7 protein-coding genes and 1 pseudogene are annotated in these 11,706 nt (G+C 64.3%); 6 read left to right on the top strand and 2 right to left on the bottom strand.

The features are described from left to right. The first annotated feature begins 112 nt into the window (after positions 1–112). The 4 genes and pseudogenes from KOF26_RS05565 to KOF26_RS05550 all read left to right on the top strand — a co-directional run bounded on the left by KOF26_RS05565 (position 113) and on the right by KOF26_RS05550 (position 5,957). Complete coding sequence (locus KOF26_RS05565) at positions 113–1,351, top strand: sensor domain-containing phosphodiesterase (protein ID WP_216321370.1); 1,239 nt, start codon at positions 113–115, stop codon at positions 1,349–1,351. Between the two features lie 299 nt (positions 1,352–1,650). Then, entirely contained in the window at positions 1,651–3,387 is a 1,737-nt protein-coding gene (locus KOF26_RS05560; protein ID WP_216321365.1) for a putative bifunctional diguanylate cyclase/phosphodiesterase, read from the top strand. A gap of 98 nt (positions 3,388–3,485) precedes the next feature. Beyond that, a pseudogene (locus KOF26_RS17380) lies at positions 3,486–3,896 on the top strand (hypothetical protein); the annotation flags it as partial. Between the two features lie 21 nt (positions 3,897–3,917). Further along, the gene (locus KOF26_RS05550) at positions 3,918–5,957 is read left to right on the top strand and encodes an O-linked N-acetylglucosamine transferase, SPINDLY family protein (RefSeq protein WP_216321358.1); all 2,040 of its coding nucleotides are present in this window, start codon (positions 3,918–3,920) and stop codon (positions 5,955–5,957) included. 24 nt (positions 5,958–5,981) lie between these two features. On the opposite strand, the gene KOF26_RS05545 is transcribed toward KOF26_RS05550, so the two are convergent. Together KOF26_RS05545 and KOF26_RS05540 are read right to left on the bottom strand one after the other, a co-directional pair. Then, positions 5,982–6,428, bottom strand: coding sequence for a chemotaxis protein CheW (locus KOF26_RS05545; protein ID WP_216321355.1), 447 nt, complete (start codon positions 6,426–6,428; stop codon positions 5,982–5,984). Positions 6,429–6,477: 49 nt separating this feature from the next. After that, positions 6,478–8,349, bottom strand: coding sequence for a HAMP domain-containing methyl-accepting chemotaxis protein (locus KOF26_RS05540; protein WP_216321352.1), 1,872 nt, complete (start codon positions 8,347–8,349; stop codon positions 6,478–6,480). Positions 8,350–8,775: 426 nt separating this feature from the next. Between KOF26_RS05540 and KOF26_RS05535 the strand changes: the two genes are divergently transcribed. Together KOF26_RS05535 and KOF26_RS05530 are read left to right on the top strand one after the other, a co-directional pair. Further along, positions 8,776–9,285: an AAA family ATPase gene (locus KOF26_RS05535; RefSeq protein ID WP_216321347.1), complete on the top strand. Its 510-nt coding sequence runs from the start codon at positions 8,776–8,778 to the stop codon at positions 9,283–9,285. A 356-nt stretch (positions 9,286–9,641) separates the two neighbouring features. Next, positions 9,642–11,414 (top strand): EAL domain-containing protein, encoded by a 1,773-nt coding sequence (locus KOF26_RS05530; RefSeq protein ID WP_216321344.1) that lies wholly within the window; start codon positions 9,642–9,644, stop codon positions 11,412–11,414. Positions 11,415–11,706: the final 292 nt, after the last annotated feature.

The following is an 11,706-nucleotide window of genomic DNA, read 5'->3' as shown; positions in this document are numbered from 1 at the left end:
CCACGGAGAGGGGGGAACTGCCGCTCTCCGCGCCGGGTATCCAGTGGTCCGGGATCGGTTGGGGGGCGACGGGGATGTGGGGCAAAGCTGCCGATCACGCGTTCAAGGCGCTATGGATGACGTCGCATCGGTGCTGAGCAAATTCCGGGAAGATGCTGGCGATCCCGCCGGGGTGCGTTTGCGCAAGATGCTGGCGATCGTGCGCGCTCATCTCGGCATGGATGTCGGATTCGTCTCGGAATTCGCGGAAGGGCGGCGCGTGTTCCGGCTAGTGGATGCCGGAGTGGAGACGGCGGTCGTTGCCGGCGCGTCCGATCCCCTGGAGGAAAGCTATTGCCAGCGCATTGTCGACGGCCGGCTTCCAGAAATCATTCACGACGCAGGCGCCACAACCGCAACGGCGAAGCTGCCGGTCACCAGGGCGCTGTCGATCGGCGCGTATATCGGTGTGCCGATGCGCCTGCGCGATGGCTGCGTTTACGGCACATTGTGCTGCTTCGCGCGCCAGCCCGACCGCACCCTCGGCAGGCGCGATCTGGCGACGCTGCGGGCCTTTGCCGACTTGATGGCCGAAATAATCTACGGGGACATTGAGGCCCAACGTACGCAGGACGAATGCAGGGCCCGCATCACCGGCACGATCACCCGGTCCGAGTTCACGACCGTCTATCAGCCGATCTATGATCTTCGGGACAATCGGCTGACCGGCTTCGAGGCGCTCACCCACTTCGCCGCGGAGCCCCACCGGGCTCCCGATCTATGGTTCGCCGAGGCATTGCATGCGGGCTTGGGGGGCGACCTTGAGATCGCAGCATTACGTCAGGCCTGCGCCGGGCTGGCAAGGCTGCCGAGAGGCACGTCGCTCTCGGTCAATCTCTCTCCTTCGGTGATCACCGAGCCCGGTTTTACCACGCTGTTCGACGGATTGCCGGCCGATCGGCTGATCCTCGAAGTGACCGAACATGCCAAAGTCGCCGACTATGCCGCCCTCGCGGCCGCGCTTCAGCCCATGCGCGCGCGTGGCCTGCGTCTGGCGGTGGATGATGCCGGCGCGGGCCATGCGAGCTTTCGCCACGTCCTCGATCTCAACCCCGACATCATCAAGCTCGACATGAGCTTGACCCGCGACGTTGATCGAGACCCGGCCCGGCGCGCGCTGGCGCTGGCGCTGACCGCCTTCGGCCTGGCGATCGGCAGCGAGATCGTGGCCGAGGGTGTGGAAACCGGCGCGGAGCTGGCGGCCCTGCGCGACATCGGGGTGACCAAGGTTCAAGGGTTCCTGCTGGGAAGGCCATTGTCTCTGGACGAGGCGAGCGCCCTGCCGGCTTCATTGACTGAGCGGACTGACTGAAAGGCCGGTCCCTGGCGGCGAGGTCCTCAGGCGCCGCGCGACCGGTTTCCACGGAGCCTGTAGGGACCCGCGTTCAACGGTGATCCCGTCTCCGCCACCTCCACTGCCAGCTAAGCGCGGCGTGCCCGCCGCGGGCTGGTGGCAAGCCAATGCCCGCCGCCGGTCCACCTCATGTGCACTTAGTCATCGGCGCCACTTGCGCGCCGGCCACGCAAATTATCCGGATACCAGAGCGGATATCCGATTGAGAACGACGAATGCTTAACTTCCCATCGCTATGGTGCCATCCGGGAGGCCGGATGCATCGAGAGCAACATCACGACGGGAGCGAGGCGGGTTCCACTGCGCGGGACCCGGCTGGCCGTCGTTACGAGCAGATGCTGGCGAATTCGGGAACCGCGGCTGTCTGCGCCGGCGCGGATAATTTGATTGTGTCGTGGAACACTGGAGCCGAGGAGCTTTTCGGCCACAGGGCGGAGGACGCGATCGGCAAGTCCCTCTCGATCATCATTCCTGCGAGGCTTCAGGCCTCGCATGATGCGGGTCTTGCAAGAGCGGTTCAGACCGGACACGCGCGCCTTTCCGGCCACTCGGTCGACGTGCTCGCGCGACATGCGGACGGAACCGAGATCCCCGTCGATCTCTCGCTGTCGATGTGGTTCGAGGACGGCAAGCCGATGTTCGGCGCCCTGCTGCGCGACATCGCCGATCGACATACGGCGAAGAAGCGACTGGAGCATCTCGCGCACTGCGATACCCTCACGTCACTGCCCAACCGCAATGCGCTTCAGGAGCGGCTCGTGGCCGACATTGGCCGTGTGCCATGTTCATTGCTCCTGCTCGACCTTGACGGATTCAAGCATGTGAATGACACCCTCGGCCACTCGGTCGGGGACGCACTATTGGCTGCCGTCGCGGAGCGGTTGACGCATGCCGCCGGGGGAGAGGCCTTCGTCGCGCGTCTCGGCGGCGACGAGTTTGCTGTGTTAATGTCTGATTGCGCCGATCCGCTGCGGGTCGACGAGCTTAGCAAGCGAATATTCGACGCACTGCACCCCGCGTTCGAGCTTGGTGGACAGTCGATCTACGTCGGCACCAGCATCGGCATCGCCATGTCGCCAAAGGACGCACTGGAGGTCGAGTTGCTCCTCTCCTGTGCCGACCTGGCGTTATACGGTGCGAAGGCCGAAGGCGGCGGTGTCCGAACCTTCTTCGTTCGCGCGATGCAGAATAGCTCCCAGCACCGGCATCGCCTTGCCTCCGAGCTTCGACAGGCTTTCGCGCGGAACGAATTCGAGCTCTGGTATCAGCCACAGCTCTGCCTGGCCGACCGTTCGTTGACCGGAGTGGAGGCGCTTCTGCGGTGGCGTCATCCGCACCACGGTTTGTTGACGCCCCGGACCTTCATGGAGGTCCTAGAGGAAAGTGTCATCGCAGGAGAGGTGGGCGAGTGGATCGTCGATCAGGCTTGCGCGGCCGCAGCCGGCTGGTCGCGGGCCGGCCTGGGAACGCTTCGAGTTGGGATCAATCTGTTCGCGGCCCAATTGCGCTCGGGGCAGTTATTCGCCAGCGTGTCGGCGGCATTGGAGAAGCACGGTCTTTCTCCCAACCAGCTCGAACTGGAGATTACGGAGACAACGGTTCTTCGGCACAGCGCGCAGTCCACTGAGGCGCTCCGAAAGCTCAAGGCCCTGGGCGTCGGGATCGCTTTCGATGATTTCGGCACAGGCTTCGCATCGCTCAGCCTGTTGCAGAAATATCCGATTACGCGACTCAAAATAGATCGCAGCTTTGTGGCCTCGATCGATCGGAAGGTTGGCGACGCTGCGATCGTAAAAGCCGTTATCGGCATGGCGTCGAGCCTTGGGCTGACCGTTATCGCCGAAGGCGTCGAAACCGCGGAGGAGGAGCTTGCGCTAATCGCCCTGGGTTGCTCAGAAGCCCAGGGGTACCGCTACGGACGCGCCATGCCGGCCGCTGCGATCCTCGATGCGTTTATCCAGAAGCCCGCTGCCGACAGGATCTGTCGCAGCTGAGCGCTGCCTCGCCGAGGAGTAGCGCCTGAACTGCCGTTCAATTTGTCGCGCGGCGGGATGACGCTTACTCCAAGTCATTTCATCCGCTTCCGACGATAATGATCGTTCCCGGCACTGGGCCGACAGGCGAAGGTGACGACGACCGCTGCGGTCATAAAACCCGCAGCTCCCGACCGTCAGTTGACACTCGTCCTGCCATGCATAACGGAAAGGCTCCGCTCACCGCCACGCGGCGGCTTGCCAGGAGAAAGCGGAATGCGAATGAGCTTTGCAGGCCGGTCCTGCGCGGAGCGCCCCTTGCCGCAAATGGAGGACGGCAGCGCGCCACGCGTGAAGCCATGACCGGAAATGGTCAGGCGGGCATCCGCGCCATGATCGAGCAAGGTTTGGCGCACCACCGCGCCGGGCGCCTGGACGAAGCCGAGAATTTCTATCAGTCCGCGTTGCGGATCGCTCCGGGGCAGGCGGACGCCCTTCACCTTATTGGTGTGGTGGCCCACCAGCGCGGAAATCATGCTGGCGCCGTTCGCATGATCGAACAGGCCATTGCGGCCAACCCCATGGTGCCTAGCTTTCACAACAATCTCGGCAATGCATTGCGGGCGCAGGGCGCCCTGGAACCCGCAGCCCGCGCGTTCGAACAGGCGCTGCGGCTGAATCCCAACCATGGCGACGCGCACCACGGTCTTGGCACCGTTCGTATCGCGCAAGGTGAGCTGGAGAAGGCTGCTATGGCCTTTCGGCGAGCCCTTGCCTTACAGCCAAACCACCCTGATGCGCTTGCGGGCCTGGGCACCGTCCTGGTCAGGCAGGGAAGAAACGATGAGGCCGTCGCCGCCCTTCGGGCCGCGGTCGCTGCCCGGCCTCATGATCCAGCGATACTCAACAACCTGGGCAACGCCCTGCGTGCAACCCGGAATCCCCGCGGCGCGGAGGAAGCATATCGTCGTGCCCTCCAGGCATCGCCGCAGGCCGCGGACTCCGCCTACAATCTGGCGCTTCTGTTGTTCGAACGGGACGCCGCCGAGGAGGCGGCTTCACTCTGCCGCCGCGCCATCCAGTCCAAACCAGGTTCCGCAGACCCCTATGTGTTGCTGGCAGCCATCCTGCGTGACCAGGGACAGGCGACGGAAGCGCAAGCGGTCTGCGATCAGGCACTCCATCTGTTCCCGGACAGCGCCGGCGCGAGGCTCGGCATCGCAATTGGATCGGTGCCACTGTTCGTGCGGACGGCGCAGGAAAGCGCTGCGGCACCCCAGGCCTTTGCGCGTGCGACGGACGAGCTCGCCTCCTGGGCGCTGCCCGATACAGCGCGCCTGGGCCCCGCTGTTGGCAGCGCGCAGCCATTCTACCTTGCGTATCGGCCATTCGATGTGACGGAACCTCTGGCGCGCTATGGCGACTTGATGAGCAAGGCGGCGCATGAATATTTCCGGCCCGGCTCCGATCTCGGAAAGCGGCCCGAAGGGCGCGACCGCCTTCGCCTTGTCGTCGTCAGTGCGCAGGTTCGAGAGCATCCGGTCTGGGAGATGATCCTGCGAGGGATCGTCGCCGAACTCGACCCTGCGGTGTTCGAGCTGATGATCTTTCATACCGGCGCACAGATCGACGGGGAAACCGATTGGGCACGGAGCCGGGCCGACCGGTTTCTTCAGGGACCGATGCCGCTCGCCGCCTGGATTGATGCCGTCACCGAGGCACGACCGGATATCCTGTTCTTTCCCGAGATCGGGATGGACGCCGCGACAACGGCCCTCGCCGCATTGCGCCTGGCACCGCTTCAGGTCGCGGCATGGGGTCATCCGATTACGAGTGGCCTGCCGACGATCGACCTGTACATGTCCGGGGACCTGATCGAGCCGGCGGACGGGGATCGCCATTATCGGGAACAACTGGTCAGACTGCCCGGCACCGGCGTCTGCACTCAGCCACCATCCAAGGCGGTGGAGGCATGGGGCGATCCGGGGCGGCAGCCGGGTACGGTGCGCTTTGCGCTTTGCCACCAGTCCACCAAGTTCGACCCTGGTGACGACGCGCTGATCGTCGAAATAGCGCGGCGGGTCGGCAGGTGCGAGATGTGGCTCGTTGCGTCCCGAAAGCATCGCTGGGCGAGCGAGGCCGTCAGCGACCGGCTGGCGAGAGCCCTGCGTGCTGGCGGCATCGATCCCTCGCAAGTGCTGCGTCAGGTGCCATGGCTTGCCCCGGATGCTTTCGCCGGTTTCCTCGAGGCGATGGACGTGTATCTCGATTGCCCGAGCTTCTCTGGCTACACGACTGCCCATGGCGCGCTCGCCCGGGGCCTGCCGCTGATCACCTTGGAGGGGCAGTTCATGCGTCAGCGGCTTGCCGCGGGGCTGCTGCGACAAATCGGCATTACTGACACCATTGCCTCCAGCCGCGCCGATTATGTCGATAAAGCGGTTGCGGCAGCGGAAAGCTGCCGTGCCGGCGAGGGCGCGGCCGGGTGGCGATCGCGGATCCGCGCTGCTGCCTTGCTTGCAGATGGAAATCGTGAGGCCGTCAGGGCCTTCGCGGCGGCGCTCATCGAGGCTTTCGGCAACAGACCATAGGATCCAGACCTGACCGGCCGCCGGTCAGGCGGCCTCCTTCCACGCCTCCGTGTCGTTCAACCCCAACTGGTCAAGCGCGAGGACGAGGACGAGGCGCCCATCGACATGGGCCAAGCCTTCGAGCAACGTCGGCGACTTGGTCGTGCCGGTATCCGGCACGGAATGAAGATCATCGGGCGAAACGCTGACGATGTCATTGACTCCATCAACAATGATCCCTTGCAGCTGACTGCCAATCTCCACCACCACGATGGCGTGCCGCTCGGTCGTGGATGTCGTGCCCCATCCGAGCCTGCCGCTCAGGTCGAGTACCGGCAGCACCACGCCACGAAGGTTCACCACCCCGCGGATGTGTTCGGGCGTGTTGGGCAGTGGCGTCGCGGGCGACCATGCGCGGATTTCACGCACGGCCATGATGTCGACACCCAGCCATTGATCGGCTATTTCGACAGTGATGAATTGCCGGGTCATCACGCAGCCCTTTCCTGACTATGGTGACGCGCAGTTGAGATCTCGAACATCAAAACGCGGACCAGTCGTCTTCCCCGACTGCAGGAGCTGAAGCAAGAGCCAGATTCCCCCGGTTCACCATGCGGCCATGGGACCCGGTGCTCACGCGCGTATGCAGTTTCTGCACCTTATTGGACCGCGGCTGGCTGGCGACAGTCGGGCCGGAGCCGCTTTCCCCAAGCTTGAACTGCGCGACCTGGTGCGCCAGCTGCTCGGCTTCACTGGCAAGCGAACGGGCTGCGGCGGTCGCCTCTTCGACCATTGCGGCGTTCTGCTGAGTTACCCCGTCCATTTCAGAGACCGCCGTGTTGACCTGCTGGAGCCCGGTCGCCTGCTGCTCAGCCCCCGCCGCAATCTTGGAAATATGCTCGCTGATCTGCTTTACGCGCTCGATGATACGCGTGAGTGCCTGGCCAGTCTCACCAACCAGCTGGACGCCGGCCTGCACCTGCTGACCGCTGGCGTTGATCTTCTCCTTGACGTCCTTGGCGGCGTCCGCCGATCGCTGAGCCAGAGCCCGGACCTCGGATGCAACCACGGCGAACCCCTTCCCGGCATCTCCGGCGCGCGCTGCTTCGACACCAGCATTGAGAGCGAGAAGATTGGTCTGGAAGGCGATGCCGTCGATAACCGAGATGATCTCGGAGATTTCCTGCGAGGATCGCTCGATGCCGTTCATGGCGTCGACCGTGCGTTGAACCACGATGCCGCTCTCCTCGGCATCGCCTCTCGCCTGTTCAACGACCGACTTCGCCGTGGATGCGCTTTCCGCCGTACCCTGGACCGTGCTGGTGATTTCATTCATGGCAGCAGCGGTCTCCTCAAGACTTGCCGCCTGCTGCTCGGTACGCTGCGAAAGATCATTGGACGCCTCGCGCACCTCGCCTGCACCGGTTTGGATACCGACGGCGCTAGCGTTGACTGAGATCATCGTCTGGCGCAGCCCCTCCACCGCGCTGTTGAAGTCGTGCTCTAGCTGCGCATATGATGGCGGGAAGTCGGCAAGACGAACCGTGAGATCGCCCGCGCTCAGCTTATTGAGGCTCGTCGCTACGCTTTCGACGACGCGCTTCTGATCGGCGTCGCTCCGCTCCTTCGCGATCGCGGCATCACGGAACACGAGCACGGTTTTTGCCATGCTGCCGATCTCGTCGAGCCGGTCCATATGCGCAACCTCGACGGTGTTATCGCCGGCTGCCAGCGTCGTCATGATGCCGTTGATCCGGATGAGCGGGCGGACGATCTGGCGACGAACGATAGTGAGCGCGATAATGCCAATCGAGATGAGGCCGAACGTGGCGACGCCGAGCATCGACCACAGCGCCGTGTTCGCAATCGCGGCCGCCTCAGTCACACCGGCGTTCAACGCTTCTTTCTTCTCTTTCCGGACCTTGTCGAGCGGCGTGTCGAGCTTGTCATACTGCGCGCCCGCAACGTCCTGGATGATATCCTCGGCTTCCTGATCCTTGTTCTGAACGGCAAGTGCCACGCTCTTGCGCAGGCTCTCCTCGTACTTCGCCGCACCGTCTTCGATGCTGGAAACAAGCGCCTTGTCCTCGTCGGGTATGATCGCATGGAGTTCCTCGAAGCGCTGGTTGAGCGCCTTGATCTCCTCTTCGATTTCGCCGGGAAGCGTCGCCCGACGAACCGGGTCGGACTCCACGATGGTTTCGAAGCCGAGCTGCTGCATCTTCGTGAGGTTTTCGCTCACGCCGGCGAACAAGCGGGCCTCACCGCCGAGTACCGTGCCGAGGCGATTTGCGTTGGTGGCGAGGACGTTCATCCTGTTGACCGCGAAGGCGGTGAGGCCGGCGCAAAGAAACACGAAGAGGCCAAGCGCCACCATGATCTTTTTTGAGATAGGCATGTTCGGCAAATTCATTGGCCACTTCCTCGCGCAGAGAGGGCGTTCGGCAAAGAAGTGAACGCAATCCTCAAGAATCTGCGTGTTTTTAGCCTCCAACCTGTTAATTATACGTTGCACAACTTCACCTGACCTTCTGAAATCCGGCTATTTGGTGCGCTTCCCCGCAAGAGCGCCGGCGACGCAGGCCCCCGGCGATGTCCCCCTGGAGTGCCTGCGGGTCTGGTGCGGCGTGCATGAGGTCCGATCGCCTGGCTGTCGTGCGCGACCACGAACCTGATGCAGTTTCACTTGCCCACCCGGCGACGCGATGAGGACCGACAATCTGAAGCAGCCGATTGCCTATATGGCATGACCCAGATAATTCCTGCCCTGGCCCATTGTCGCCCTTCACAAGATCATTGGCTAACCCCGGACGGGGGTCGGTATCGGAAGCGAAGTCATATGTTCGTGATGATCTCGGGATGCTCCGGTGGCGGCAAATCAACCCTTCTCGAGGAACTCGCGCGACGCGGTCACGCGGTGGTCGCTGAGCCGGGGCGGCGCATCATCGCCGAGGAGCGCGAGAGAAACGGAGACGCTTTCCCCTGGGTAGATGCCGCCGCCTTCGCCCGTCGCGCGCTCGCAATGTCCATCGCGGATCATGAAGCGGCGCGTGGGCTGACTTTCTTCGACCGCGGCGTCGTGGATGCGTCCGTCGCGATCGTCGCGACCGGCGGACAGCGGCCTGCCCATATCATCGCAACCCGTCGCTATGACCGGTTGTTCATCGCGCCGCCCTGGCCAGAAATATATGTGAACGACGCCGATCGGCGCCACAGCCTCGAAAAGGCGCTGCGCGATTACGAGCGTGTCCGGGATGCCTATGTGGATGCGGGTTATGATCCAGTCATATTGCCTCGCGATACTGTGACTGCTCGCGCCGACTTTATCCTGGCGACGCTAAGGGATTAGTCGGGAGAGCGGACGTTCCTTGGGTGTGCGACTGTTGCCACAACCGGCCATTCTCAGCCCTGGGCGGCGTGGGTGATAGGCGATGGGTAGTCCGATCATGGGCGTGCTTCTGTTGGCCCGGGCCGCGCCGCCCGGGGCCAGGCGACGACGCGGACATGCGGCACGATGGAGGAGGTCCCGGCGTGCCTCCTGTCCCACACCGACCTGCCGTCGCTTCCGGCGCGCCAAAATCTGTGATCAGGCCCCGTCCGCTCCTGTTGCGTCGATCCGGCATCGAACACGAAGCGGCGCCGTGTTGAAGTAGCCTGAATTTAAGATCCGCGCGGTACGACGCGATCTTCATCAGGGGAAGCGACGTGGACAATCATCGTGAGGCGGCGCGGCTGGATGCGCTCCATCAGCTCAAGCTGCTCGACACGCCGCCGAGCGAAAGCTTCGATCGCATCACGCGGATGGCCAGCCAGATTTTCGGGCTGCCGATCGCGGCGGTTTCCCTGACCGACCAGGATCGGCAATGGTTCAAATCCCGCGTCGGCGTTGATCATTGGAGCATTCCGAGGGACAGGGCGCCCTGCGCGGCCGTCGCCGAATCGGCGGTGCCGCTGGTGGTCGACGATCTGCTCGCCGACCCTTGCTATGCCGAGAGCGTGCTGGCCCGCGCCGGGACCCGCTTCTACGCGGGCGCTCCGCTGATCACGCGCGAAGGCCATGGCCTTGGCGCGCTGTGCGTGCTGGGCACCGAGCCGCGGCAGGCGTCGGCGGCCGAGATGATGGCTCTGGTCGATCTTGCTGCCATGGTCATGGCGCAGATCGAACTGCAGCATGCCTTCGGCCGCATTGACCCGATCAGCGGGTTGCCGACGCGCAACCAGTTCCTCGACGACCTCAGCGATCTCGCCCGCGACAATCCCGGTGAGCAGCGCTTCGCCATCGTCGTCGATTTCGCCCGCGGCGAACAGATCAGCCGCATCGCCCGGGCGCTGGGCGGGGGCCGGGTTGAAGAGCTGATCCGCGATGCCGCGCGCGCGCTGCGGGCGGAACTCGGCACGGGCCGCGAGACCTATCATGTCGGACCGGCGCAATTCGCCTTCCTGTCGCCCCGCTGTCCCGATAGCGATCCCGATCTGCGATCGCTGCAGGCGTCGCTGGAGCGGCTGCGCGCCACTTCGGCGAGCCGCTTCGCCACCAATGCCGCACTCGGCGTCCGGCCCTTCAAGCTGGGGGAGGTGCCGGGCGAGGACGTGCTGCGCGGCGCTGCGAGCGCCGCCCATGAGGCGCGCGAAATGGCCAATGGCATTGCGGTCTATTCGCCGGCCAAGGACGAGGCGCATCGCCGTCAATACGGGTTGCTGCGTGACTTCAGCGCAGCGCTGGAGGCCGCGGACCAGCTTCGCATGGTCTATCAGCCGCGCATCGACCTGGCGACCGGACGCTGCGTCGGCGCGGAGGCGCTGCTGCGCTGGCGGCACCCCTTATTGGGCGACGTTTCCCCCGGCGAATTCATCCCGGTGATCGAGCAGACCTCGCTAGCCCGGGCGGCCACGCAACGCGTGCTGGACATTGCGCTCGACCAGCTCGCCGAATGGCATCGGGCCGGGCTGGCGCTGAACCTGTCGCTCAACCTGTCCGCCGCCAACCTCACCGAGAATGATCTCGTTCAGCGTGTCCAGCTCGGCCTGCTGAAGCGCAACCTGCCGGCGGAGCGTCTCGAGCTGGAGCTCACCGAAAGCGCGATGATGGAGCAGCCGGAGCAGGCACTCGGCATTCTGAACGCGCTCGCCGGGGCGGGCGTGTCGCTGGCGATCGACGATTTCGGGACGGGCCACAGCAGCCTCGCCTATCTGCAGCGCCTGCCGGTGAAGATTGTCAAGATCGACCAGGCCTTCGTGAAGAACCTCACCGCAGGGGCCAGTCCGGACCATGTGCTGGTCGAGTCGATGGTCAGCCTTTCCCACCGTCTGGGATTCCGTGTCGTGGCCGAGGGGATAGAGACGGCGGAGGCTGCAATCGCATTGAGACAGATCGGCTGCCAGGAGGGACAGGGTTACCTCTACGGCCGGCCGATGAGCGCAGACGCCTTTGGGGCGTGGCTGACATCGTCCCATCCGCGGGCGAGCGCGGCGGCCTGATCAGAAAGTGCACGCGGGTGTGTACACGGAGGGTTACTTCCCCGACCTCACAGCCGAAAAGCGGCCGTAGTCCGCGGCTGCACCATCTCTAAGCGAGGGGAAAGCGCCCCTCGGCCCGCGACTTCCGCGCTCACTGATTTCCGCACTGTTGCCCGGAACATGCAACGCATTGCTGCATTGATCCGGCAGGGAGCGACGTCAGCATGAACGATGTGACCGGCCGCCGTCTGCGATCGATCGAAAAGGTCGCCGCCGCCTTCGTCCTGATCGGAGCTTTCGCCACCCTCGCTTA

The organism is Sphingomonas quercus (assembly GCF_018863195.1).
Taxonomy (GTDB): Bacteria; Pseudomonadota; Alphaproteobacteria; order Sphingomonadales; family Sphingomonadaceae; genus Solisphingomonas; species Solisphingomonas quercus.
This window is presented reverse-complemented; position numbering and strand designations above follow the sequence as displayed.

Coding starts and splice junctions, on each gene's coding strand:
- KOF26_RS05540 (WP_216321352.1), bottom strand. CDS start 8,349: ATGAATTTGCCGAACATGCCTATCTCAAAAAAGATCATGGTGGCGCTT.
- KOF26_RS05560 (WP_216321365.1), top strand. CDS start 1,651: ATGCATCGAGAGCAACATCACGACGGGAGCGAGGCGGGTTCCACTGCG.
- KOF26_RS05545 (WP_216321355.1), bottom strand. CDS start 6,428: ATGACCCGGCAATTCATCACTGTCGAAATAGCCGATCAATGGCTGGGT.
- KOF26_RS05550 (WP_216321358.1), top strand. CDS start 3,918: ATGATCGAACAGGCCATTGCGGCCAACCCCATGGTGCCTAGCTTTCAC.
- KOF26_RS05565 (WP_216321370.1), top strand. CDS start 113: ATGGATGACGTCGCATCGGTGCTGAGCAAATTCCGGGAAGATGCTGGC.
- KOF26_RS05535 (WP_216321347.1), top strand. CDS start 8,776: ATGTTCGTGATGATCTCGGGATGCTCCGGTGGCGGCAAATCAACCCTT.